Origin of the sequence: Bradyrhizobium semiaridum, assembly GCF_020329505.1 — a bacterium.
Taxonomy (GTDB): domain Bacteria; phylum Pseudomonadota; class Alphaproteobacteria; order Rhizobiales; family Xanthobacteraceae; genus Bradyrhizobium; species Bradyrhizobium semiaridum.
Genome location: NZ_JAGKJJ010000002.1, coordinates 420,163 through 444,691, shown reverse-complemented (window position 1 = coordinate 444,691; position 24,529 = coordinate 420,163). Strand labels below are relative to the sequence as shown.

Annotated in this window: 21 protein-coding genes; 12 read left to right on the top strand and 9 right to left on the bottom strand. The window is 65.6% G+C overall.

Annotated elements, in window-relative coordinates:
- Positions 1-3: 3 nt before the first annotated feature.
- The 10 genes from J6500_RS04390 to J6500_RS04345 all read left to right on the top strand — a co-directional run bounded on the left by J6500_RS04390 (position 4) and on the right by J6500_RS04345 (position 11,055).
- On the top strand, positions 4-975 hold the full coding sequence (locus J6500_RS04390) for an ABC transporter permease (RefSeq protein ID WP_225711439.1): 972 nt from the start codon (positions 4-6) through the stop codon (positions 973-975).
- Positions 972-1,955, top strand: coding sequence for an ABC transporter ATP-binding protein (locus J6500_RS04385; RefSeq protein ID WP_225711438.1), 984 nt, complete (start codon positions 972-974; stop codon positions 1,953-1,955). Before J6500_RS04390 ends, J6500_RS04385 begins: the two co-directional genes overlap by 4 nt.
- A complete protein-coding gene (locus tag J6500_RS04380) occupies positions 1,952-2,947 on the top strand; it encodes an ABC transporter ATP-binding protein (protein WP_225711437.1) in 996 nt (331 codons plus the stop codon). The genes J6500_RS04385 and J6500_RS04380 overlap by 4 nt, the downstream gene beginning before the upstream one ends.
- Before the next feature lie 100 nt (positions 2,948-3,047).
- Positions 3,048-4,853 (top strand): gamma-glutamyltransferase family protein, encoded by a 1,806-nt coding sequence (locus J6500_RS04375; RefSeq protein WP_225711436.1) that lies wholly within the window; start codon positions 3,048-3,050, stop codon positions 4,851-4,853.
- A 14-nt stretch (positions 4,854-4,867) separates the two neighbouring features.
- Positions 4,868-5,578 (top strand): DUF1028 domain-containing protein, encoded by a 711-nt coding sequence (locus tag J6500_RS04370; protein ID WP_225711435.1) that lies wholly within the window; start codon positions 4,868-4,870, stop codon positions 5,576-5,578.
- Positions 5,575-6,564 carry an ABC transporter ATP-binding protein gene (locus tag J6500_RS04365; protein WP_225711434.1) on the top strand — a complete coding sequence of 330 codons (990 nt, stop codon included), beginning with the start codon at positions 5,575-5,577 and terminating at the stop codon, positions 6,562-6,564. Before J6500_RS04370 ends, J6500_RS04365 begins: the two co-directional genes overlap by 4 nt.
- Entirely contained in the window at positions 6,561-7,655 is a 1,095-nt protein-coding gene (locus J6500_RS04360) for an ABC transporter ATP-binding protein (protein WP_225711433.1), read from the top strand. The genes J6500_RS04365 and J6500_RS04360 overlap by 4 nt, the downstream gene beginning before the upstream one ends.
- Before the next feature lie 20 nt (positions 7,656-7,675).
- Positions 7,676-9,187 carry an ABC transporter substrate-binding protein gene (locus J6500_RS04355; protein WP_225711432.1) on the top strand — a complete coding sequence of 504 codons (1,512 nt, stop codon included), beginning with the start codon at positions 7,676-7,678 and terminating at the stop codon, positions 9,185-9,187.
- A 31-nt stretch (positions 9,188-9,218) separates the two neighbouring features.
- On the top strand, positions 9,219-10,160 hold the full coding sequence (locus tag J6500_RS04350) for an ABC transporter permease (protein WP_225711431.1): 942 nt from the start codon (positions 9,219-9,221) through the stop codon (positions 10,158-10,160).
- A gap of 4 nt (positions 10,161-10,164) precedes the next feature.
- Entirely contained in the window at positions 10,165-11,055 is an 891-nt protein-coding gene (locus tag J6500_RS04345; protein WP_225711430.1) for an ABC transporter permease, read from the top strand.
- Positions 11,056-11,277: 222 nt separating this feature from the next.
- On the opposite strand, the gene cnbZ is transcribed toward J6500_RS04345, so the two are convergent.
- From cnbZ to J6500_RS04315, 6 genes are all read right to left on the bottom strand, one after another.
- Positions 11,278-12,021, bottom strand: a complete 744-nt coding sequence (cnbZ, locus tag J6500_RS04340) for a 2-amino-5-chloromuconate deaminase CnbZ (RefSeq protein ID WP_225711429.1) — start codon at positions 12,019-12,021, stop codon at positions 11,278-11,280.
- Between the two features lie 132 nt (positions 12,022-12,153).
- Complete coding sequence (locus J6500_RS04335) at positions 12,154-15,258, bottom strand: multidrug efflux RND transporter permease subunit (RefSeq protein ID WP_225711428.1); 3,105 nt, start codon at positions 15,256-15,258, stop codon at positions 12,154-12,156.
- An 84-nt stretch (positions 15,259-15,342) separates the two neighbouring features.
- On the bottom strand, positions 15,343-16,536 hold the full coding sequence (locus tag J6500_RS04330) for an efflux RND transporter periplasmic adaptor subunit (protein ID WP_225711427.1): 1,194 nt from the start codon (positions 16,534-16,536) through the stop codon (positions 15,343-15,345).
- A gap of 1 nt (position 16,537) precedes the next feature.
- A complete protein-coding gene (locus J6500_RS04325; protein WP_225711426.1) occupies positions 16,538-17,239 on the bottom strand; it encodes a TetR/AcrR family transcriptional regulator in 702 nt (233 codons plus the stop codon).
- Between the two features lie 65 nt (positions 17,240-17,304).
- Complete coding sequence (locus J6500_RS04320; RefSeq protein WP_225711425.1) at positions 17,305-17,895, bottom strand: thiamine pyrophosphate-dependent enzyme; 591 nt, start codon at positions 17,893-17,895, stop codon at positions 17,305-17,307.
- Complete coding sequence (locus tag J6500_RS04315) at positions 17,892-18,425, bottom strand: thiamine pyrophosphate-binding protein (protein WP_225711424.1); 534 nt, start codon at positions 18,423-18,425, stop codon at positions 17,892-17,894. The genes J6500_RS04320 and J6500_RS04315 overlap by 4 nt, the downstream gene beginning before the upstream one ends.
- Positions 18,426-18,634: 209 nt before the next feature.
- Here J6500_RS04315 and J6500_RS04310 point away from each other — a divergent pair, with 209 nt between their 5' ends.
- Together J6500_RS04310 and rocD are read left to right on the top strand one after the other, a co-directional pair.
- On the top strand, positions 18,635-19,858 hold the full coding sequence (locus J6500_RS04310) for a cytochrome P450 (RefSeq protein ID WP_225711423.1): 1,224 nt from the start codon (positions 18,635-18,637) through the stop codon (positions 19,856-19,858).
- 111 nt (positions 19,859-19,969) lie between these two features.
- Positions 19,970-21,184, top strand: coding sequence for an ornithine--oxo-acid transaminase (gene rocD / locus J6500_RS04305; protein ID WP_225711422.1), 1,215 nt, complete (start codon positions 19,970-19,972; stop codon positions 21,182-21,184).
- A gap of 14 nt (positions 21,185-21,198) precedes the next feature.
- On the opposite strand, the gene J6500_RS04300 is transcribed toward rocD, so the two are convergent.
- The 3 genes from J6500_RS04300 to J6500_RS04290 all read right to left on the bottom strand — a co-directional run bounded on the left by J6500_RS04300 (position 21,199) and on the right by J6500_RS04290 (position 24,527).
- A complete protein-coding gene (locus J6500_RS04300; RefSeq protein WP_225711421.1) occupies positions 21,199-22,344 on the bottom strand; it encodes an alpha-hydroxy acid oxidase in 1,146 nt (381 codons plus the stop codon).
- A gap of 126 nt (positions 22,345-22,470) precedes the next feature.
- Positions 22,471-23,334 carry a sugar phosphate isomerase/epimerase family protein gene (locus J6500_RS04295; protein ID WP_225711420.1) on the bottom strand — a complete coding sequence of 288 codons (864 nt, stop codon included), beginning with the start codon at positions 23,332-23,334 and terminating at the stop codon, positions 22,471-22,473.
- The gene (locus J6500_RS04290) at positions 23,334-24,527 is read right to left on the bottom strand and encodes a dihydrodipicolinate synthase family protein (protein WP_225711419.1); all 1,194 of its coding nucleotides are present in this window, start codon (positions 24,525-24,527) and stop codon (positions 23,334-23,336) included. Before J6500_RS04290 ends, J6500_RS04295 begins: the two co-directional genes overlap by 1 nt.
- Positions 24,528-24,529 lie beyond the last annotated feature (2 nt).

The window sequence follows — 24,529 nt, the reverse complement described above, 5'->3', positions numbered from 1 at the left end:
TCGATGTCCGACGCCGTCGTTCCCCATCGCAACCAGGACAGTGCGCAGGGCGCGCGGGTTGGCGCCGGCTGGTTCAGGCGCGCGCTCGACAGCGACATCTTCTATTCGTTCCGCCGCTCAAAGCTGACCGTGGTCGCCGCCGTGATCACGGCGCTGTTCTTCCTGCTGGCGATCTTCGCCTCCTGGCTCGCAGTGCAGAACCCGTTCGATCCGGCGCAGCTGCAGCTCTTGAACTCGCGGATCTCGCCGCTGTGGACCGCCGACGGCCAGAGCCCGTTCCTGCTCGGCACCGACGAGCAGGGCCGCGACGTGTTCTCGGCGATCCTCTACGGCCTGCGCATCTCGCTCGCCGTCGGCCTTGCCGGCGTGGTCTTCGCCGGCGCGCTCGGCATCGGACTCGGGCTGATCGCCGGCTATTTCGGCGGCGCGGTCGACGGCGTCATCATGCGGATCGCCGACGTGCAGCTCACCTTTCCGGCGATCCTGATCGCGCTCCTGATCAATGGCGTCGCCAAATCGCTGCTCGGCAACAAGCTCGACGAGACCAGCACGCTCGGCGTGCTCGTGATCGCAATCGGCCTCAGTTTCTGGGTGCAATATGCCCGCACCGTGCGCGGCTCGGTCATGGTCGAGAAGAACAAGGACTATGTCGCCGCGGCGCAGCTGATCGGCCTGCCGGCGCCGAAGATCATGCTGCGGCACGTGCTGCCGAACACGATGGGCCCGATCCTGGTCATCGCTACCATTAACCTCGCGCTTGCGATCATCACCGAGGCGACGCTGTCGTTCCTTGGCGCCGGCATGCCCGACACCATGCCCTCGCTCGGCACCTTGATCCGGATCGGCAACAATTATCTGTTCGCCGGCGAATGGTGGATCGTCGCCTTCCCGGGCATCGCACTGGCAGGCCTGATCCTGTCGATCAACCTGCTCGGCGACTGGCTGCGCGACGCCCTCAATCCGAAGCTCCGATGACCCAGCCCGTCCTCTCCGTCCGCAACCTCGAAGTGGAATTCGTCACCCGCCGCGCCACCTTGCGCGCGATCAACGGCGTGTCGTTCGACATCGCGCGAGGCGAGGTGCTCGGCGTGGTCGGCGAATCCGGCGCCGGAAAATCGGTGACCGGGCTCGCCGTAATCGGGCTGATCGACCCGCCCGGCCGCATCTCGGCCGGCGAGATCGAGCTGTCGGGCACGCGGATCGATCACCTGCCGCCCGAGCAGATCCGGCGCATCCGCGGCAAACGGATCGGCATGATCTTCCAGGATCCGCTGACCAGCCTCAATCCGCTGTACCGGATCGGCGACCAGATCGTCGAAACCATCCGCACCCACACCAACCTCACGGAAACCGCCGCGCGCAAACGCGCCATCGACTTGCTCGCCGAGGTCGGCATTCCCGCGCCGGAGAAGCGCATCGACGGCTATCCGCACGAATTCTCCGGCGGCATGCGCCAGCGCGTCGTCATTGCGCTCGCGATCTGCGCCGAGCCCGAGCTGATCATCGCCGACGAGCCGACCACCGCGCTCGACGTCTCGGTACAGGCGCAGATCATCGCGCTGATCAAGCGGCTCGGCCGCGACCATGGCACCGCGGTGATGCTGGTGACCCACGACATGGGCGTGATTGCGGAAACCTGCGACCGCGTCGCAGTGATGTATTCCGGCCGCATCGCCGAGATCGGCCCGGTGCAGGAGGTGGTTCGCAATCCGCTGCATCCCTACGCCAAGGGCCTGATGGGTGCGATCCCGACGCTCGCCGGCGAGGACAAGCGCCTGGTGCAGATCCCCGGCTCGATGCCGCGGCTGTCGGCGATCCCGCCGGGCTGCCCGTTCAATCCGCGTTGCGCGTTCGTGTTCGACCGCTGCCGCGTCGATCGTCCCGAGCCGATCCGGCAGGGCACGCAAGCCGTCGCCTGCCATCTGTTCGATCCGGTGAAGGAGACGGCGGCATGAGCGCGACGCTGATCGACGTCAAAAACCTGCGCCGCGTCTTCGACGTCTCCAAGCCGTGGCTCAACCGCATGCTCGAGGGCGGCCATCTCGAATACCTGAAAGCCGTCGACGGCGTCACGTTCGACATCAAGCGCGGCGAGACCTTTGCGCTGGTCGGCGAGTCCGGCTCGGGCAAGACCACGGTCGCGCGCATGGTGGTCGGCCTGTTGCCGCCGACTTCGGGCGAAGTCGTGATCGACGGCGTCTCGATGACCGATCCGCGGCAGGCCCAGGCACGCCGCCGCCTGCGCCGGCGCATCCAGATGATCTTCCAAGACCCCTATGCGAGCCTCAATCCACGCTTCCGGGTCGATGCCATCGTGGCCGAGCCGATCCGCGCCTTCGACCTGATTCTGGGCGAGCGCGACATCAAGGCCCGCGTCGGCGAACTGCTCTCGCTGGTCGGCCTGCACCCCGACGACGGCTTGAAATTCCCGCACGAGTTTTCCGGCGGCCAGCGCCAGCGCATCGCGATCGCCCGCGCGCTGGCGTCCGAAGCCGAGTTCATCGTCTGCGACGAGCCGACCTCGGCGCTCGACGTCTCGGTGCAGGCGCAGATCCTCAATCTGATGCGCGATTTGCAGGACAAGTTCGGCCTGACTTATCTGTTCATCAGCCACAATCTGGCAGTCGTCCGCCACATGGCGAGCCGGATCGGCGTGATGTATCTCGGCCGCATTGTCGAGATCGCCGAGGGCCGGAAACTGTTCGAAAACCCGCGGATGCCCTACACCAAGATGCTGCTCGGCGCGGTTCCGGATCTGGCGATGTCCGGCCGGCAACGCATTCCGGTCAAGGGCGAAATCCCGAACCCGATCAATCCGCCACCGGGCTGTTCCTTCAACCCGCGCTGTCCCCTCGCCTTCGACCTGTGCCGGCAGAAGGCGCCGGACCTGATCGAGGGCGTCGCCTGCCACGCGGTCAACGATCCCGCCGCCGCCGTTCCGGCGTGATCACGCGGATGCGACGCGTCATGTCTACCAGGTAGTTGGCATCCCAGCCCGCCTGTGATCAAGTGCGCGCGCCGCCAATAAGAAGAAATGGTGAAGCCACATGAGCAACATCAACCCCGATCCGTTCACAACTCGCCCCGAAATCGAGGGCACGTTCGGCGTCGTCACCTCGACGCACTGGATCGCCACCGCAGTCGGCATGGCGACGCTGGAGAAGGGCGGCAATGCCTCTGACGCCGGCGTCGCGACCGCCTTCACGCTGCAGGTGGTCGAGCCGCATCTGAACGGCCCGGGCGGCGACGTTCCGGTTATCGTGCACGACGTCAGGCGCGGCAAGACCGAGGTGATCTGCGGCCAGGGCCCGGCACCAGCGAAAGCGACGATCGCGCATTATCGCAGCGAAGGCCTCGACATGGTGCCCGGCACCGGCCTGCTCGCGGCCTGCGTGCCCGGCACGTTCGAATCCTGGATGCTGCTGCTGCGCGACTACGGCACGTTGAAGCTGCGCGATGTGCTGGAGCCCGCGATCGCCTATGCCCGCGACGGCCATCCGCTGGTCGAGCGCGCCTCGGCGACGATCCAGACCGTCGAGCAATTGTTCCGGAAATACTGGACGACGTCAGCCGACGTCTACCTGCCGAATGCCGAGGTGCCGAGACCCGGCACCATCTTCACCAACAAGCGGCTGGCGGAGACGTACACACGCATCCTGCAGGAAGCCGAGAGCGCCGGCGGCGACCGCATCGCGCAGATCGAGCGCGCGCGCCAGGCCTGGTCGAAGGGTTTTGTCGCCGAAGCCATCGACAAGTTCTGCCGCACCCAGGAGGTGATGGACGTCTCGGGCTCGCCGCATCGCGGCGTGCTGTCGGCCGACGACATGGCGCGATGGGAGCCGACCATCGAGGCGCCGCTGACCTACGACTACGGCCGCTACACCGTGCAGAAGGCAGGTGTCTGGAGCCAGGGCCCGGTGATGTTGCAGCAACTCGCGCTGCTGAAGGGTTTTCAGCTCGATGGACTCGATCCCACAGGGCCCGACTTCATCCATTTACAGATCGAATGCGCCAAGCTCGCCTACGCCGATCGCGAGACGTTCTACGGCGATCCGAAATTCACCGACGTCCCGATCGAGACGCTGCTGTCGGACGCCTATAACGACGAGCGGCGCAAGCTGGTCTCGAAGGACAAGGCGTTGCTCGACTTCGTCCCAGGCTCAGTCGAAGGTTTTGGGGCTGTCGTCAAACTGCGCCGCGCCGAAGGACATCGCGAGGCGGTCGGCGCCATGGGCGCCGGCGAGCCCACCGTCGGCCGGTTCGGCGAGGTGCGCGGCGACACCGTGCATTTCGACATCATCGACCGGGACGGCAACATGATTTCGGCGACGCCGTCCGGCGGCTGGCTGCAATCATCGCCGGTCATTCCAGAACTCGGTTTCTGCCTCGGCAGCCGTGCCCAGATGTTCTGGCTGGAGGAGAACCATCCGGCCGCGCTCGCGCCGGGCAAGCGCCCGCGCACCACGCTGTCGCCGACCATGGCGCTGCGCGATGGCGAGCCGTATCTATCATGGGGTTCGCCCGGCGGCGACCAGCAGGACCAGTGGATCACGCAATTCTTCCTGCGCCACGTCCATGCCAAGATGAACCTGCAGGAGGCGATCGACGCGCCGGCCTGGCACTCCGAGCATTTCCCGATCTCGTTCTGGCCGCGCACCGCGCGGCCCGGCGTGCTGGTGCTGGAAAGTCGCGTGCCGAAATCGACGATCGACGAGTTGAAGCGCCGCGGCCATGTGGTGGAGATCGGTCCCGACTGGTCGGAGGGCCGCCTGACCGCAGCCTCGAAGGTCGGCCCGCGTCGCCGCGCCGCGGCCAACCCGCGCGGCATGCAAGGCTACGCCGCAGGCCGCTAGAGACGAAGGTTTGCATGACCTGGTCGATCATCGCCCGCGACAGCGCTACCGGCCAGCTCGGCATTGCCGTTGCGACGCGGTTCTTCGCGGTCGGCGCGCTGGTGCCGCACATCGCACCTGGCGTCGGCGCGATCGCGACGCAGGCGCTGGTCAATCCGTATTTCGGCGTCGACGGCCTGCGCCTGCTGCGCGGCGGTGCGAGTCCACACGATGCCATCGCCGTGCTGCTTGCGGCCGATAGCGGCCGTGAGACCCGACAGGTGCACGCCATGGACGCCAGCGGCCGCATCGGCGCGCATTCCGGCAAGGACTGCGTCGACTGGTTCGGCCATATCGCGGGCGACGGCTTCTCGATCGCCGGCAATATGCTGGCGGGACCGGCGGTGCTCGGTGAAACCGCCCGCGTCTATGCCGCCAACGACAAGCTTCCTTTCGCGCAGCGGCTGATCAAGGCGATGTTCGCCGGTGAAGCGGCCGGTGGCGACAAGCGCGGCAAGCGGTCGGCGGCGCTGCTGATCCACGGTACGGAGGAATGGCCTGACCTCGACCTGCGGGTCGACGATCATTCCGATCCCCTGCGTGAACTGGAACGGCTGGAGGCCGTCAGCCGCGAGCACTGGGTGCACTTCCGAAAATTCCTGCCGACCCGGGACAAGCCGGCCGGCACCACCGATCGCGCCACGATCGAGACCGGCATCAAACTTGCAACGGCGAGCCGGCAATGACGATACGACCGTTGATCGAGATCGAAGGCCTGCGTGTTTCCTTCCAGGGTGACGATGGCCGCACCACACATGCCGTCGACAGTGTCGACCTTTCCGTCGCCAATGGCGCGACGCTCGGCCTCGTCGGCGAGTCCGGCTGCGGCAAGAGCGTGACATCGCTTGCCATCATGGGACTGCTGCCGAAGCAATCTGCCACGGTCTCCGGCACGATCCGCTTCGACGGCTTCGATCTGCTCCAGGTTCCGGACGAGACGCTGCGCGACCTGCGCGGCAATCGCCTCGCCATGATCTTTCAGGAGCCGATGACCTCGCTGAACCCGAGCTTCACGATCGGCGACCAGATCATCGAGACGATCCTGCGCCATCGCGGCGGCTCCCGGCGCCAGGCACGCGATCGCGCCATCGAACTGCTGCGGCGCGTCCATATCCCCTCGCCCGACAAGCGCATCGACGAGTTTCCCCACAAACTCTCGGGCGGCATGCGCCAGCGCGTGATGATCGCGATGGCGCTGGCCTGCGATCCGCAGCTGTTGATCGCCGACGAGCCGACCACCGCGCTCGACGTCACCCTGCAGGCGCAGATCCTCGATCTGATGCGCGAATTGAAGGCGGCGAGCGGCGCGGCGATCATCCTGATCACCCACGACCTCGGCGTCGTCGCCGAAGTCTGCGACGAGGTCGCGGTGATGTACGCCGGGGAGATCGTCGAGCGCGCGCCGGTCGACGAATTGTTCGCCAATCCGCAGCATCCCTATACGGTCGGACTGCTCGGCTCGATCCCGCGGCTCGATCGCCGTACCAGCCATCTCGCCACCATCGAGGGCATGGTGCCGAACATGGCGAACCCGCCCGCCGGCTGCCGCTTCGCTGCGCGCTGCCCGTTCGTCGCGGGCGACTGCGCCAAAGCGGCGCCGCCGCTCGCGATGCTGAGCGCGACCCACGCCTCGCGCTGCATCAGGGCGCCGCTGGAACGGCTGGTGTCATGACGGCGCTGCTCGAGGTCGAAGGGCTGGTGAAGCATTTCGTTGCCGAACGATCGCTGTTCGGCCGCGCGACCGCCCATGTCAAGGCGGTCGATGGCGTCAGCTTTACCGTCGAGGCCGGCAAGACGCTGGCGCTGGTCGGCGAATCCGGCTGCGGCAAATCCACGGTCAGCCGCCTCGTGTTGCGGCTGATCGAGCCGGACGCCGGCGCCGTCCGTTTCGAAGGCCGCGATCTCGGCGCGCTCAATGCCGAACAGCTGCGCGCGTTTCGCCGCGACGCACAGCTGATCTTCCAGGACCCCTATGCCTCGCTCAATCCGCGGATGACGGTGAGCCAGATCCTCACCGAGCCGCTGGCACTGCACAATCTTGTACCGCCTGCGCGCCGCCGCGAACGCGTCGAGGAGCTGCTCCGCCTGGTCGGGCTCGAGCCGCGCTTCGCGCGCCGCTATCCGCACGAATTCTCCGGCGGCCAGCGCCAGCGCATCGCGATCGCGCGTGCACTCGCGGTCGAGCCGAAGCTGATCATCTGCGACGAGCCGGTATCCGCGCTCGATGTCTCGATTCGATCGCAGATCCTCAATCTGCTGCGCGATCTGCAGGATCGGTTGAAACTCGCCTACATCTTCGTCTCGCACGACCTCGCGGTGGTCAAACACATCGCCGATCGCGTCGCCGTGATGAACCTCGGCAACATCGTCGAGGCTGCCGACGCCGAGGCGCTGTTCGCGGCGCCGCGTCATCCCTATAGCCGCGCGCTGTTGTCGGCGATCCCGGTGCCCAAGCCGAAGGCAAAACGCAGCCGCATTGTGCTGCAGGGGGAAATGCCGAGCGCGCTCAATCCGCCCGATGGCTGCCGATTCCACACGCGCTGCCCGTATGCGATCGAGCGCTGCCGCAGCGAGATGCCTCAGCTCAGCGACGATGGCATCGGACATGCGACGGCCTGCCATCGCGTGGCGGAGCTGCCGCCGGCGGACGCGATCGTGCCGTCCGATGGCGGCTTCACCCCGACATTGGAAAAACTGGTCGCGGCGTTCAACGCAGTGGAAGCTGTGGGGCGGACCGGGGTTGGTAACGAGACAAGAGCGTAGCGAATAAAGAGGGGTTGGCGATGAGAATCTGGCGCTTGGCGGTCCTGGTGGCGGCCCTTGTGGCGTGGTGCGGAACAGCCGCGCGTGCCGAAACCACCCTGCGCATCGGGCTCGCCGAGGACCCCGACATCCTCGACCCCACGATCGCGCGCACCTATGTCGGCCGCATCGTGTTTTCCGCATTCTGCGACAAGCTGTTCGACATCGACGAGAAGCTCAACATCGTGCCGCAGCTCGCGCTGTCGTACGAGACGTCGGCCGACGGCAAGGAGATGACGATCAAGCTCCGCCCTGGCGTCAAATTCCACGACGGCGAGCCGTTCGACGCCGAGGCGGCAAAGTTCTCGCTGGAGCGGCACATGACGCTGCCGACCTCCTTCCGCAAGTCGGAGCTCGCCAGCGTCGACCATGTCGAGGTCGTCGATCCCCTCACCATCAAGCTGGTGCTCAAGACGCCCTACTCGCCGCTGATCGCCCAGCTCACCGACCGGTCCGGGATGATGGTGTCGCCGAAGGCCGCAAAGGCCGCAGGCGACAAGTTCGGCCTGCATCCGGTCTGCGCCGGGCCCTACAAGTTCGTCGAACGCGTGCAGCAGGACCGCATGGTGTTCGAGAAATTCGCCGGCTACTGGAACAAGGACAATGTGTTCATCGATCGGATCGTCTACCTGCCGATCGTGGACGCCACCGTGCGGCTTGCCAATCTGAAGTCCGGCGCGCTCGACCTGATCGAGCGCGTGCTGGCAACCGACATCAAGGACGTCAAGGCCGATCCGAAGCTCGTGCTGTCGACGGCGCCCGACCTCGGCTATCTCGGCCTCACCATCAACATCGCCAACGACAAGAACAAGGGACCGCTCAGCCAGTCGGTAAAAGTGCGCCAGGCGCTGGACCTGGCGATCGATCGCGAGGCGCTCAACCAGGTGGTCTTCAACGGCGAGTTCACGCCGGGCAATCAGTGGGTCAGCCCGACCCATCCCTATTACCAGAAGTCGTTCCCGGTTCGCGGCGCCGATGTCGCAAGAGCCAAGGCGCTCCTGAAGGAAGCCGGCGTCCCGCTGCCGGTCACGGTCGACTACATGGTGCCGAAGGGACCGGAATATGAGGCGGTCGCCCAGGTCGTCCAGTCGATGGCGGCCGAAGCGGGCTTCGACATCAAGATCCGCGTGGTCGAGTTCGCGACCACCTTCAAGCAGGCGCAGGCCGGTGAATTCCAGGTATTCGAGATCAACTGGAGCGGCCGGATCGATCCCGACGGCAATTCCTACATCTTCATGCACAGCAAGGCGCCGCAGAACGACGGCGGCTATTCAAATCCGGAAGCCGACAAGCTGATGGAAGATGGACGTCTCACCGCTGATCCCTCCGAGCGCAAGGCGATCTACGAGAAGCTGACCAGGATCCTGCTCAACGACGAGCCAATCATCTACCTCTATCACCGGAAGCTCTTGATTGCGCACACCAGCAAGCTCGAAGGCTACCGGCAGATGCCGGACGGCCTGGTGCGGGTGGTCGGGCTAAAGCTGAAATGATGGCTAGGGCGATGGCGGCGCGGAGCTCACAATGCTGAATTTCCTCGCCAGGCGGCTGCTGCAGATCATCCCAACGCTGTTCTTCGTGTCGGTGCTGATCTTCTCGCTGCAGCACCTGCTGCCGGGCGATCCGGCGCTGGTGATGGCCGGCGAGGAACGCGACCCTGCCGTCATCGAGCAGATCCGCAAGCTGTACCATCTCGATCAGCCGGTCGCGGTGCAATATGTCTATTGGGTCAAGGGCGTGCTGTCGGGTGACCTCGGCGAGTCCTTGCGCAACAAGATGCCGGTGCTGGCACTGATCGCGCAGAAGCTGCCGGTCACGATGCAGATCGCCGGCATGGCGATCGTGATCGCTTTCCTGATCGGCATTCCTGCCGGCATCATCTCCGCGGTGAAGAAGGGCACGGCCTGGGACTACGGCGCCAATTTGTTCGCGCTGTGGGGCATCTCGACGCCGAATTTCTGGCTCGGCATCATGCTGATCTTCCTGTTTTCCGTCCAGCTCGGCTGGCTGCCAGCCTCGGGCTACGTGCCGCTCAGCGAGAACTGGCGCGCCAGCCTCGCCGCCTCGATCATGCCTGCCTTCGTGCTCGGCAACGCGATTGCCGCGATCCTGATGCGGCACACCAGAAGCGCCATGCTGCAGGTGCTGGAGAGTGACTATGTCCGCACCGCGCGCGCCAAGGGCCTGTCCGAACGTTCGGTGATCCTCAAGCACGCGATGCGCAACGCGCTGACGCCGATCATCACGCTCGGCGCGCTCGAGCTCGGCACGCTGCTGTCGGGCGCGGTCTTGACCGAACAGATCTTCTCGATCCCGGGATTTGGCAAGCTGATCGTCGACGCCGTGTTCAACCGCGACTATGCCGTGGTGCAGGGTGTCGTGCTGACGACCGCGACGATCTACATCACGCTCAATCTGATCGCCGATCTCGCCTATATCCTCGTCAATCCGCGGCTGAGGAGCTGAGCCGATGACCGACGCCGCGCTCGGCCCGCTCCCCACCCTCGCCGCCTCCGAAACGCTCGACAGCCCGGCGCGGCGCGCCGGGCGGCGGCTGATCCGGCGCAAGGGCGCAGTCCTCGGCCTCTCCGTGATCTCGGTCTTCATCGTTATGGCGGTGTTCGCGCCGTGGATCGTGCCCTACGATCCGACCGCTGCCAGCTGGTCGCTGGTGCGGAAAGCGCCGTCGGCGCAGCACTGGTTCGGCACCGACGAGCTCGGCCGCGACGTGCTCGCCCGCGTGGTGTTCGGCGCCCGCGCCTCGCTGCTCGCCGGTCTGACCTCCGTCAGTATCGCGCTGGCGATCGGCGTCCCGCTCGGGCTCGTCGCCGGCTACCGCGGCGGCTTCATCGACGCGCTGATCAGCCGCATCACCGATGCGATGCTGGCCTGCCCATTCCTGATCCTGGCGATCGCGCTCGCCGCCTTCCTCGGCCCGAGCCTCGGCAATGCGATGATCGCGATCGGCATCTCGGCAACCCCGATCTTCATTCGCCTGACCCGCGGTCAGGTGCTGAGCGTCAAGGTCGAGGATTACATCGAGGCGGCGCGCGCCATGGGCAATCCGCGCTGGCGGATCGCGCTGGTGCACATCCTGCCGAACATCCTGCCGGCGCTGCTGGTGCAGGCGACGCTGTCGATCGCGGCCGCGATCATCGCCGAGGCCGCGCTGTCCTTCCTCGGCCTCGGCCAGCAGCCGCCGGCGCCGTCCTGGGGCAGCATGCTCAACGCCGCGCAGCGCTTCCTCACCAATGCGCCCTGGATGGCGATCTGGCCTGGGCTGGCGATCTTCCTGGTTGTGCTGTCGTTCAACCTGGTCGGCGACGGCCTGCGCGATGCGCTGGACCCGAAGGCGCGGTAGGCCATCAGCGACGCCGACCACCTCTTCCCCGTCATCCTGAGGTGCGAGCCCTGCAGCGCAATTGCGCTGCTGGGCGAGCCTCGAAGGATGAATCGGCCACCAGCCGGGCCGTGCATCCTTCGAGGCTCGCAAGGGCTCGCGCCTCAGGATGACGGGGTTGGATTTGGGCGGCCCACCGTCGCCGCTACGATCCTCACAATGATGCGGAGGATTCTTACGACGCTAAATCACCACCTCGCGCAGCACGCGGCGGCAATCCATCTCGTATTCGAGATCGACCACCGGCGGGCGGCAGAAGTGCCAGGTCAAGCCGGAGCGCGTGGCGCCGCGGCGGACCAGTTCGTCGACGATCACGGGATGGACGTCGTGGACGGTGTAGGCCTGCACGTTGGTGGTCTCCGTCCAGCCGAAGCCGAACTCCGCAAGGCGGCGCTCCATCTCGCCGGTGGTGAAGCGGACCTTCTCCCGCCATGCGTCCGGGCTGAGGTCGCGATAGCGCACGATGCGCTCGGGATAGCTGCCGGCGCCGCCGCGCGCCTCGGCGCCGCCTGCGATCACGAAGGATGGCGACGCGCCGCTGCTCGGCCGCGTGAACGAGAACGCGTAGAACGACGGCTCGGACGGCGGGTCGATTTCCGGGCAGACATTGCTGCGCGCCACCGGATTGGTGCTGCCGTCATAGAGGCCCCATTCAGCGAGCGTCTTGACGTAATGCTGGTTGAAGGCGCGAAACCCCTCCTCCGTGAAGGCGGCGGGTGACCGCAGCTCGCAGGCGCAGAACGAGGTCAGCGGCCGGCCCGTGCTCTGGATGTAGGCCGCGATCCGCGCAAAGCCTTCGGCGAGCGGTAGCAGCCGGTCGAACCGCACCCGCTCGATCTCGTAGCCCGCACTCGCCTGCGCACCGCTCGAATACTGGAACACGGCAGGGATGAAACGGTAATTGCCTGCCACGAAGTCGCTCACCATGTCTGTTTCCTCCAGATCTTGTCAGGCGGGCTTCCTGCCCGGTCCGCGCGTCGAAGGATATCACGGCCAAAAGAAAAGGCGGCAGTGGCTCTCGCCAGTTGCCGCCTTTCCTGTACGCATGAGTCTGGAGCCTCAGGTCGGTTTCAGTGCACCCGGATGACCGCCGCCGAGATCGAAATCGGCGATCTGCTTGGCCCGGTCCGAACGGGACGCCGCCTCGTGGTCGGTCGCGATCACCGTGTAGACCATCGGCAGCACGAACAGCGTGAACAGCGTGCCGATCGTCATGCCGGCCACGACGACGAGGCCGATCGAGAAGCGGCTGGCCGCGCCGGCGCCCGAGGCGGTCAGCAGCGGCAGCAGGCCGGTGACCATCGCCGCCGTCGTCATCAGGATCGGACGCAGCCGGATCCGGGCCGCCATCTCGATCGCCGAGCGGCGGTCGAGCTTTTCGTTGAGCTGGAGCTCGTTGGCGAACTCCACCATCAAGATGCCGTGCTTGGTGATCAGCCCGACCAGCGTCAACAGCCCCACCTGGGTGTAGATGTTCATGGTGGCGACGCCGAAGAACAGCGGGATCAAGGCGCCGACGATCGCCATCGGCACGCTGATCATGATCACGAACGGGTCGCGCAGGCTCTCGAACTGCGCCGCCAGCACCAGGAAGATGATGATGATCGCGAACGCGAAGGTGACCATCAGCTGGCTGCCTTCACGGACGTATTGCCGGGAGTCGGCCAGGAAGTCGTAGCTGAAGCCGGACGGCAGCTTCTTTGCCTCGCCCTGCAGGAAATCCACCGCCTGTCCCATCGAGACGCCCGGCATCGGCACCGCCTGGAAGGTGGCGGAGTTGAGCTGGTTATAGTGCGTCAGCGCGTTCGGATCGACGCCGGTCTCGACCGTGACGACGGTCGAGAGCCGCACCAGCTGCCCGGTCGCGGTCGGAACATAGTAATTGTCGAACGATTCCGGTGCGAGGCGCGCGGCGCGCGGCACCTGCGGGATCACCTGATAGGAGCGACCCTCGAGGTTGAAGCGGTTGACGTAGTTGCCGCCGAGCAGCGTCGCCAGCGCGTTGCCGATCGACTGCATGGTGATGCCGAGATCGCTCGCCTTGGAGCGGTCGACCTTCACCCGGACGACCGGCTGGTTGAAGTCGAGGTCGCTGTCGGTGACGATGAACAGGCCGCTCTTGCGCGCGGCGTCCTTCAGCTTGTTCATCTGGTCGAAGACCTGCTGGAAGCCGGACGTCGAGCTGATCACCATCTGGACCGGCAGACCGCCCGGACCGCCCGGCAGCGGCGGCAAGCTGAACGCGAACGCGCTGATGCCCTCGATCTTCGACAGCTCGTTCTGCACCAGCGGCTGCAGCGTCTGCGCGCTGCGCTTGCGCTCATCCCACGGCTTGAGCAGCATGCCGGCGAAGCCGCCCTGCGGACCGGTGATGCCGTTCAGGACGAAACGCAGATCGGTCTCCGGAAACTTCTGGAACTCCTTGTCCATCTTGTCGCCGTAGAAATCGATGTAGTCGATGTTGGCGTATTTCGGCGCCTTGGTCACCGCGAACACGATACCCTGGTCTTCCTGCGGCGCCAGTTCACTCTGGGTGTGCATGAAGAGGAAACCGACCAGACCGAGGATGGTCAGGGCGAACAGGGCCGTGATCGGCCGGTAGTCCAGCGAGCGATCGAGCATGCGGCCATAGCCGCGGGTGATCGAACCGAACACGCGGTTGACCAGCCTGGCGAAACGGCCCTCTTCGGCGCTCTTGAGGAACACCGAGCACATCATCGGCGACAGCGTCAGGGCGACCACGCCCGAGACGATGACCGAACCGGCCAGCGTGAAGGCGAATTCGCGGAACAGCGCGCCGGTGACGCCGCCGAGGAAGCCGATCGGCGCGTACACCGCCGCCAGCGTGATGGTCATCGAGATGACCGGGCCGACGATTTCGCGGGCGCCCTTCAGCGACGCCTGTACCGGTGGCATGCCCTCCTCGAGATGGCGGTGGATGTTCTCCACCACCACGATGGCGTCGTCGACCACGAGGCCGATCGCCAGCACCATCGCCAGCAGCGTCAGGAGGTTGAAGCTGAAGCCGGCCGCCGCCATCAGGATGCAGACGCCGACCAGCGACAGCGGAATGGTGACGACCGGAATGACCACCGAGCGGAGCGAGGCGAGGAACAGGAAGATCACGACGACGACGATCAGCACCGCTTCACCGAGCGTCTTCTCGACCTCGTCGATCGACGACTGGATGAATTTGGTGGAATCGTAGGCCACTTTCATCTTCATCGACGGCGGCAGGTTGCGCTCGAGATCGGGGAACAGCGCGCGCACGCCCTTCACCAGGCTCAGCGGGTTGCCCTGCGGCGTCGCCTTGATGCCGATGAAGATCGCGTGCTCGCCGTTGAAGGCGACGCTGGCATCGGTGCTCTGCGCCGCGAGCTCCACCGTCGCGATGTCCTCGATGCGCACGAAGCCGCCGTCCTTCGACTTCACGATCATCCGCTTGAACTGATCGATGTTCTGAAGGTCGGTATTGGCCGACACGTTGGAAACGATGAAGAAGCCCTTGGTCTGGCCGGCGGCGGCCTGGAAGTTGTTGGCGGCGATCGCGGCGGCGACGTCGTTCGGCGACACGCCGCGTCCGGCCATCCGGGTCGGGTCGAGCCAGACGCGCATCGCAAAGGTCTGGCCGCCCAGGATGTCGGCGGAGGCGACGCCGTCGACCGTCGAGAGTACCGGCTGCACGACGCGGGTCAGATAGTCCGAGATCGCCGATCCGGTCAGCTCTTCGCTGGAGAATCCGAGATACATCACCGCGATGGTGTCGCCGGTCGCCTTGGTCACCACGGGGTCGAAGGCTTCCTTCGGGATCAGGTATTTGACCGAGTTGACCTTGGCCAGCACCTCGGTCAGCGCCTGGTTCGGATCGTGATTGAGCTTGATGTAGACCTGGATCGTCGAGGTGCCGAGCACCGAGTTCGACGTCATGTAGTCGACGCCTTCCGCTGAGGCGACGGCCTGCTCGATCGGCGTGGTGATGAAGCCGTTGATCAGCTCCGGCGACGCACCGGGATAGGACGTCGTGATCGTCACCACGGTGTTCGACAGGTTCGGATATTGCCGGATCGGCAGCACCATCGCCGCGCGCAAGCCGATCAAGAGGATCAGCAGGCTGACCACGACCGACAGCACCGGTCGCTTGATGAAAATATCAGTGAAGGCCATCGCCAACTCTATTCTTGTTGTGCGCCGAATTCGGCAGCGCGTGGCGGAGGGCCCCGCTGGGCCCTCCTGATAATGATGATCGCATCAGTAGCGCGGCGGCTCGGCCGGCACCGGCGGCGGCGGATCGGTCGAGATCGCAACCGGCATGCCCGATTGCAGCTTGATCTGGCCGACCGCAACGACCTTGTCGCCGGGCTTCAGGCCCTTGAGGATCTCGACACGGCCCTCGACGCGATTGCCGGTCTTCACGAAGGTACGGTCGGCGGTCAGCGTGATCTTGCCGTCGTCGCTCTTCTTCTCGTTGATCAGGAACACCGAGTCGCCATACAGCGTGTAGTCGACCGCCGTCTCCGGAACGGTGACGACGGCGGGCTTCTCCGGCAGCACGATCGTGGTGGTCGCGAACATGCCGGGCTTGAGGATGCGATCCGGGTTCTGGATCGTGGCCTGCACACGGATGTTGCGGGTGTCGGTCGAGATCTGCGGCTCGATCGTCGTGATCTTGCCCTCGAAGGTGCGGCCCGGATAGGCGTCGACCACAACCCGCACGGTCTGACCGACCTTGATCTGCGAGCTCTGCTTTTCGGTGACGGTCAGGTTGGCATACAGCACCGACAAGTCGGTCAACGTCACGATCTGTGTGCCGGCGTTCAAGTACTGGCCGACCTCGACCATGCGAACGCCGAGGTCACCCTCGAACGGCGCGCGCACCAGCTTCTGCGAGATCAGCGCCTCGGTCTTGGCGATGCCTGCCTTGGCCTGGTCGTAGGTCGCCTGCGCCTGATCGACGGTGGACTGCGGTCCGAACTGGCGCGAGGCGAGCTGCTTGGCACGATCGAGCTGCAGTTCGGCAACGGTGGCCTGCGCCTTGTAATTGGCGAGGTCGCCCTGCTCGGGTGCATCGAACAACTGCACCAGCGGCGTGCCCGCCTTCACATGGCTGCCGGCCGTGAACAGGATATCGGTGATGCGGCCGGACACGTCGGAAGTGACGTTGACCTGATGCACCGCGACGAGATCGCCGACCGCGGTGAGCAGGTTCGGAATCACCTCGGACTTCGCCTCGACCGCGGAGACGTTTGACGGCGGCGGCTTGTTGTTGGCGAAGAACTGCGCGATCATGTGGCTGCGGAAGGCGTTGAAGCCGACCAGCCCGCCGACCAGCACGGCCAGCAGCAAGCCAACGATGACGAACCAGCGCACCATGCGGACCGGGCGCTTGGCCGGCTTTTCCTTGATCGGTTGCCCCGAGATGTGGCTTTCGGACTGAATGTTCATGTCATGCACTTTCTGCAGTTACCGACTGTCCCGCACTCGGTGACGGCTCGCGGCTCAAATGAGTTGAGATTGCGGCTTCGGTAAGTCCGATGCCGCGGAGAATGAATTGGCAAAGCTGCCGCTCGGCTGCAGCGGCATCGCCGTAGGGGAGACATGGTGTCGCAGGAAGCTGCGTCAGCGCGCCCATCAGCACGGTATGATGCGCAAACCAGAACAGGTTGAGCGGCTCGTCGCCGATCCTGGTCGCTTCACCCGCGGAGATTGCGCGCTCGAGCGAAGCGGCGAAGGTCGGGCCGATCAGCTTGCCGACTTTGTCGTAAAGCAGCCGCGCGAACTCGCCGTCGTCGAGATGGCTGGTCACCATCAGCCGCATCCGCTGCGCCTCTTCCTGGTCCGGCGCATCACGAAGCTGCATGAAGTGGCTCACCATGCCCTGCACCAGCTCGACCAGCGTCGCGGTCGACGGCTCCTGACCCAGCAGATGCGCCAGATCGGGATCGGCTTCGCACTCCTCGGCCAGGATCTCGGCATAAAGCGCGGCCTTCGAGGGGAAGTGCTTGAACAGCAACCCTTCGGAAATGGCAGCCGCGGCCGCCACGCTCTTGGTCGTGGTGCCGGCAAAGCCGTTGCGGGCGAAGCATCGCTTTGCGGCGCTCAATATCAGCTGACGCCGCAAATCACTCGTCATGCGTAAGTTCGACATTTGGGGTCGTGAGTAATCACTCACCTTACCCAATGTCAAGGTTCTATTGCACCGCGAAAGTCATTTTATATCGGACTGTGGCCGAGCGACCCTCTGATCCGATTGACGATGTAGGTGCCGTCCCGGCTGGACAGCACGCGCTCCAGATTGGCGTCGTCGATCTTCGCACTGGCGAACCGCGGGCCTGCCGTAACATCCTGTAAAGTCGAGGCAAAACCCTCGACCTCCGCCATGGTCGAGATCGCCCTGCAATCGCCGATTCCGCACGCTTTGGCAACGCCGACGAGGTCGACGCCGGCCCCGGTGTGGCTGGCCTGGCCGCCGGTCTCGCCGTAAGCCTCATTATCAAGCACGATGATCGAGAGGTTTTTCGGCTGTTGCAGGCCGACGGTGGCGAGGCTTCCGATGCCCATCAGCATCTCGCCGTCGCCGGTGATGACCACCACCGGCAGCGTCGGCTGCGCCAGCGCGAGGCCGAGCCCGATCATCACGGCGCCGCCCATGCCGCCCCACAGATAGAAGTTGCGGTCGTGATCGCCGGCCGCGGCGATGTCATAGGTGGAGGCGCCGAGGCCGCCGACGGCAATGGCGCCGCCCCGATCCTTGAGCAGTGCGGCGACGACGGCGCGGCGGTCGAGGAGATTGGCTTTGCTCATTTGGTGAAGACCTTTGCCCCGATCAGGCGCTGCGACAGCAGGACGGCGGTGGGCGTGCAGGCGTTGTAGGCCTGCGCGGCGCCGGCCTCGACGACCTCGCGCACCTCCTCGGGGTGCGAGGCGCGCAGCACCTTGACGCCGGACAGTTCGAGGATGCCCTGGGTGTTCGAGCCCATCGGCACCTGCCAGGGATTGAACTCGCCCCACTCGCCGCGCATCGTCACGAGCGTCAGGAACGGCAGGCGGAAGATCTGCACCAGCGAGAGCATGTTGATGCAATTGCCGACCCCGCTCGATTGCATCAACAACACGCCGCGCTGGCCGCCGGCCCAGGCGCCGGCGAGCAGCGCCACACCCTCCTCCTCGGTCGTCAGCGCGATGCCGCGCATGGTCGAGGAGCCGAGGACGCGCTCGATCAGCTGCGAATGTCCGGCGTCCGGCACGTAAGGCACCTGACGGACCTCGAAGCGCTGCAATATCGAAAAGATCTCCTCGGGCCAGGAGGCCGCGGTTTCGGCACGGGCATGCATCGGCGTTTCCGGTCTTGGTTCTGTTTGGCCGCGACTGTAGAGGGGCGCGCGCGCTTCATCAAAGCGCAATAGCGCATGTGGCTCTGCGATTTGCTCGCATCGGATGGGACGCGGCGCGCGTTCCGCGCCGGCCGCAAATCCTGTTGCGCGACAGCCGCGGGCGGCTTACGATAGTTGCAAATGAAACTAATTAGGGCTGGATATCCGCCATGAACGGAGACGCGTGCGCCCTGGCTGACGATTTCGACCTCGAGAAGCTGACGGGCGAATTCTACGCCAACCCCTACCCGACCTATCGGGCGCTGCGCGAGCACGCGCCGGTCAAGCGGCTGCCCAACGGCTGCTATTTCCTGACCCGCTACGACGACCTCGTCACCGCCTACAAGAACACCAAGGCGTTCTCTTCCGACAAGAAGAAGGAGTTTTTGCCGAAATACGGCGACTCGCTGCTGTATGAGCACCACACCACGAGCCTCGTCTTCAACGATCCGCCGGCGCACACCCGCGTGCGGCGGCTGATCATGGGCGCGTTGTCGCCCCGGGCGATCGCCGGCATGGAAGGCGACCTGATCGCGCTGGTGGACCAGCTGCTCGACCGGATCGCCGCGAAGGAGCGCTTCGAGCTGATCGGCGATTTCGCCTCCGCGATCCCTGTCGAGGTGATCGGCAATCTGCTCGACGTGCCGCATGACGAGCGCGAGCCGCTGCGCGACTGGTCCTTGGCGATTTTGGGTGCGCTCGAGCCTGTGATCGGCAAGGAGGCGTTCGAGCGCGGCAACAACGCAGTGAAGGATTTCCTCGCCTATCTCCAAACCCTCGTCGAGCGCCGCCGCGCCAAGCCCGGCAATCCCGAGCGCGACGTGCTGACCCGGCTGATCCAGGGCGAGGACAATGGCGAGCGGCTGACCGCGAAGGAACTGCTGCACAATTGCATCTTCCTGCTCAATGCCGGCCACGAGACCACCACCAACCTGATCGGCAACGGGCTGGTGACGCTGACCGAACATCCGGATCAGAAGGCGCGGCTGATCGCGCAGCCCGATCTGATCAGGACCGCGGTCGAAGAGATGCTGCGCTACGAGAGCTCGAACCAGCTCGGCAATCGCATGATCGTCGAGGACATCGAGCTCGGCGACACCAAGTTGCCGGCGGGCACGCTGGTGACGCTGTGCATCGGCGCCGCCAACCGCGACCCCGCCCAATTTCCCGACCCTGAAGCCTTCGACGTCGCGCGCACGCCGAACCGCCACCTCGCCTTCGGTACCGGCGCGCATCAATGCGCCGGGATGGCGCTGGCCCGCCTCGAAGGCGCGATCGCGATCTCGCGCTTCCTTGCCCGCTTCCCGAACTACGCGCTGGACGGCGCGCCGGTGCGTGGCGGCCGCGTGCGCTTCCGCGGCTTCCTCAGCGTGTCCTGCCGGCGCGAGGCGTGAGAATTTCCGCGAATTGGCCGGCGACCCCACTTCCCTGTGGAGGAACTGATGTCCAAATCAGCTGCAGGCGCGCATTGATGTAATCTGGCGCGATCGCGGGAGTGACGCAGGATGAGTCCATCGGTCACTGATTTCCTCGCAACCGAAGCGCAGTTCGGCACCTATAATTATGAGCCGATCGGGGTTGTGCTATCCCGCGGCGAGGGCGTCTGGGTTTGGGACACCGACGGCAAGCGGTATCTCGACTGTCTCTCCGCCTATTCGGCGGTGAGCCAGGGCCACTGTCATCCGAAGATCCTGGCGGCAATGATCGAGCAGGCGCACCGGCTGACGCTGACCTCGCGTGCCTTCCACAACGACCAGCTCGCTCCCTTCTACCGCGAGCTCGCGGAGCTGACCGGCTCGCACAAGGTGCTGCCGATGAACAGCGGCGCCGAGGCGGTGGAAAGCGCCATCAAGTCGGTGCGCAAATGGACCTATGAGGTCAAGGGCGTGCCGGACGGGCAGGCCGAAATCATCGTCTGCGCCAATAATTTCCACGGACGCACGCTCGGCATCGTCGGCTTCTCGACCGACCCTGCGTCGCGCGACCATTTCGGTCCGTTCGCGCCGGGCTTCAAGATCATCCCGTTCGGCGATGCCACAGCGCTCGAGCAGGCGATCACGCCGAACACCGCGGCCTTCCTGGTCGAGCCGATCCAGGGTGAAGCCGGCGTCATCATTCCGGCGCCAGGCTATTTTGCCCGCGTGCGCGAGCTTTGCACCACGCACAATGTGATGCTCGTGCTCGACGAGATCCAGACCGGGCTCGGCCGCACCGGCAAGCTGCTCGCGGAGCAGCACGAAGGCATCGAGGCTGACGTGACGCTGCTCGGCAAGGCGCTGTCGGGCGGCTTCTATCCGGTCTCGGCGGTGCTTTCGAACAACGAGGTGCTCGGCACGTTGCGGCCCGGCCAGCATGGCTCGACCTTCGGCGGCAACCCGCTGGCCTGCGCGGTGGCGCGGGCGGCGCTGCGCGTGCTGATCGAGGAAGGCATGATCGAGAACGCTGCGCAACAGGGCGCGCGCTTCCTCGCCGGATTGCAGGACGTCCGCGCCAACGTGATCCGCGAGGTACGCGGGCGCGGGCTGATGCTGGCGATCGAACTGCACCCGGAAGCCGGTGGTGCCCGCCGCTACTGCCTGGCGCTGCAGGCGCGCGGCATCCTCGCCAAGGATACCCACGAGCACACCATCCGCATCGCCCCGCCGCTGGTGATTACGGGCGATCAGGTCGATTGGGCCGTTGAGCGGATCGATGCGGCGCTGAAGCAGGATCTCTCGTGACGATGGGACAGGCCTTATCTGAAGCGTAGGTTCGCGCGCGAGAGCTGGCTGATCGAGGAGCAGCCCATCAGCCGCATGTCCCGCACCAGTTCCGCCTGCATCAGACCGAGCGCGCGCTCGACCCCAGCCTGGCCGGCCGAGGCCAGCGGATACAGATAGAAGCGTCCGAGACCGACCGCCTTGGCGCCCAACGACAGCGCCTTCAGCACGTGGCTGCCGCGCTTGATGCCGCCGTCCATCATCACGTCGATCCGGTCGCCGACCGCATCGACGATCTCGGCCAGTTGATCGAACGCCGCGCGGGAGCCGTCGAGCTGCCGGCCGCCATGGTTGGACAGGATGATGCCGGTGCAGCCGATCTCGACGGCACGTTTGGCATCCTCGACCGACATGATGCCCTTCAGGCAGAACTGCTCGTTCCACTGCCGGACCATGCCGGCGACGTCGTCCCAGGTCATCGCGGGATCGAGCATCTCGGTGAAATAGCGGCCGATCGACATCGCGCCGCCGCTCATGTCGACATGCTCGTCGAGCTGCGGCAGCTTGAAACTTTCATGGGTCAGGTAGTTGATCGCCCATGCCGGCTTGATGGCGAATTGCAGCATGCCGCCGAGCGTCAGGCGGAAGGGAATCGAAAACCCGGTGCGCAGATCGCGCTCGCGGTTGCCGCCGGTGATGCTGTCGACGGTCAGCATCATCACGTTGACGCCGGCCTGCTTGGCGCGCTGCATCATCGCCGAGTTCAGGCCGCGATCCCGGTGAAAGTAGAACTGGTAGACCTGCGGCGTGTCGTGCGCCTTGCGCAATTCCTCAAGGCTGGTGGTGCCGAGCGAGGAGACGCCGAACATCGTGCCGAATTTCGCCGCCGCGGCAGCGACCGCCCGTTCGCCCTGATGGTGAAACAGCCGCTGCAACGCCGTCGGCGAGCAGTAGAACGGCGTCGCCAGCTTCTGCCCCATCACGGTGACCGAGAGATCGACCTTCTCCACGCCGCGCAGGACGTTGGGCACCAGATCGCAGCGCTCGAAACTCGCGGTGTTCTGCCGCAACGTCGCCTCGTCGTCCGCGCCGCCGTCGATGTAATTGTAGATCGGTCCCGGCAGCCGCCGCCGTGCCAGCTCGCGGAAATCATGGAAATTATAGCAATCGCTCAAACGCATCTCGTGCTCCGATCCGGGCGGCGCCGTGCGACGGCTTTCCTTCCGTACGCACCGCCGCGCCCCGAAATAACGGGCACGCCTCGCCTTGTCCACCGAACGGGATTTGGAAGTCAGGCCACCTGGCGGTCAGACTACCGTGCGGTGCCGCTCGATGCAGGTCCGCATCACCTCGTCGATCGGCCGGCTCCACCAGTCGTTGGAAAAGATCTCGATCTCCGAATAGCCGGCAAAGCCCTGCGCTTCGACCGCCGCGCGCACCGACCTGATGTCGATCACGCCGTCGCCCATCATGCCGCGGTCGTTGAGGATGTCCTTGGTCGGTACCAGCCAGTCGCAGACATGGAAGGCGAGCAGGCGATCCTTGCCGGCCCGCGCGATCTGGCTCATCAGCTCGGGATCCCACCAGATGTGATAGACGTCGAGCGCGACGCCGAGCGCACCGCTGCGGCCGGGATCGAGCGCATCGCAGATGTCGAGCGCGTGTTTCGTCGTGTTGACGCAGGCGCGATCGGCGGCATAGGCCGGATGCAGCGGCTCGATCGCGAGCGGCAGCTTTGCCTGCTTTGCATAGTCCAGCATCTCGGCGATGCCGTCATGCACCTGGTTCCGCGCCACCGCGATGTCCTTGGACGCCGCGCTGCCCGGCCGCGAATATTGCGGCAGGCCGCCGACCACCAGCACGATGCAGGACGCGCCGAGCGCGGCGGCCTCGTCGATCGCGCGGCGGTTGTCGTCGCGCGCCTCCATGCGATGCGCGTGATCAGCCGGGAACATGCCGCCGCGGCAATAGCCCGACAAATCGAGCCCGGCGTCCTTCACCGCACGCACCGCACGCTCGAGGCCGACGGCGGCGACCTGGTCGCGCCAGGGATCGATGGCGCGGATGCCGTGACGCGCGCAGGCGTCGATGATGGCAAGGAGATCGCCCTGCTTGCGGACCGTCGCCGTATTCAGCGAGAGCCAGCGATGGTCACCGGAAAAATCGCGCATCAGGGTTCAATGCCGCGCGTCGCGAGGATCGTCGCCATCCGGCGCGTCGCCAGTTCCGGATTGGCGAGCAGCCCGGCCTTGTCGGCGAGCCGGAACAGCTCGGCGAGATGCAACGTCGAGCGCGCGCTCTCCTGTCCGCCGACCATCGTGAAATGATCCTGGTGGCCGTTGAGGTAGGCCATGAACACGATGCCGGTCTTGTAGAACCGCGTCGGCGCCTTGAAGATGTGGCGCGACAGCGGCACCGTCGGACCCAAGACGTCGTGGAAGCCGGCCTCGTCGCCAGCCGCCAGCCGCGACAGCGCGTAGGACGCGGCAGGCGCGATCGCATCGAAGATGCCGAGCAGCGCGTGGGAAAATCCCTTGTCGTCGCCGGCGATCAATTCGGCATAGTTGAAGTCGTCGCCGGTATACATCTTCACCCGCGCATCGAACCGACGCCGCATGTCGATCTCGCGCTGCTTGTCGAGCAGCGATACCTTGACGCCGTCGACCTTGGCCGCGTTGGCGTTGATGATTGCGACCGCCGTGTCCATCGCCTTGTCGAGATCGGCCGTGCCCCAATAGCCCGACAGCGCCGGATCGAACATGTCGCCGAGCCAGTGGATGATCACGGGTTCGCGCACCTGCGACAGCACGCGATCATAGACCCTGGCATAATCCTCGGCGCTGCTGCCGAGTTTTGCCAGCGCGCGCGAGGCCATCAGGATGATGCGGCCGCCGGCTTTTTCGACTGCGGCGATCTGCTCCTCATAGGCGCGGACCACGTCGTCGATCGATTTTGCGTTCTCGACAGCGAGATGATCGGTGCCGGCACCGGAGAACACCAGTGCGTTGCCCCTGGCCTTCGCCGCCCTGACCGAGCGCTGGATCAATTCCAGCGAGGTCGTCCAATCCAGCCCCATGCCGCGCTGCGCGGTGTCCATCGCTTCGGCGACTCCAAGGCCGAGATCCCAGACATGCTCGCGGAACGCAATGGTCCGGTCCCAGTCGATCGCGGCCGTCAGCCACGGGTCGACGTCGGCACGCGGATCGGCGACCACATGCGCCGCCGAGAAGGCGACGCGGTTCAGCGTGCCCTCGAGCTTCGCCGGAAAGGTCCGCGACGCGGCGAGACGATAGGTCTCGATGCCGCCATCAGCGGTCGGCAGCTTCAAGGACAATGAGGACATCGGCAGGACTGTCTTGTTCATGA